The organism is Candidatus Protofrankia californiensis (assembly GCF_900634765.1).
GTDB classification, from domain to species: Bacteria; Actinomycetota; Actinomycetes; order Frankiales; family Frankiaceae; genus Protofrankia; species Protofrankia californiensis.
Map to the genome: position 1 here is coordinate 17,219 of NZ_CAAAFT010000438.1, position 512 is coordinate 17,730.

The window sequence follows — 512 nt, forward strand, 5'->3', positions numbered from 1 at the left end:
CTCCGCGTACCAGCCTCCGACGCCGAGGCCCGGGCGCGGGCGCGGACCACACCGAGACCCGGACGCCGATCGCGTCGCACCCCGTGCCGCGGCCTGCGGTCCCCAGCACAGGGTGTGACGCCTGGTTCGGCGCGCGGGGAGGGGCGGTCGGTTTGACGACCACCACTGTCCAAGAGCAAAATAGGAAGGTGCCGCAGCACATTATGATCATTAACTAGGCGCGTGAACCCGCCTTCGGGCCGACACCGACGGGTCAGCGCGCCTCGCCCTTCCGCCAATTCGGCGGGGGGCTTTTTTGTTGCCGCGGTCACGTCAGGGGTGGCCGCTAAGCCACCAGGAGAACAATGATGAGCCAACCATCCGAAAACCCGACGCACGCCGCCAGCGACAGCACAAGTACCACTGGTAAGGACGACGGTGACACCCCGCCCAGATCCGTCACGTCCACGACCCCGAACGCGGACGGCCTACCGGATGCGGACACGACAACCAAGGGCACCACCAAGGGCACC

At 67.4% G+C, this 512-nt stretch carries 1 protein-coding gene; it reads right to left on the reverse strand.

Going from position 1 to position 512, the window contains the following annotated elements; genetic code table 11:
- Window positions 1-325 precede the first annotated feature (325 nt).
- Window positions 326-512, reverse strand: a 187-nt coding sequence (locus DD1DGNOD_RS28365) for a hypothetical protein (protein ID WP_206443373.1), incomplete at its 5' end; no start/stop codon positions are given.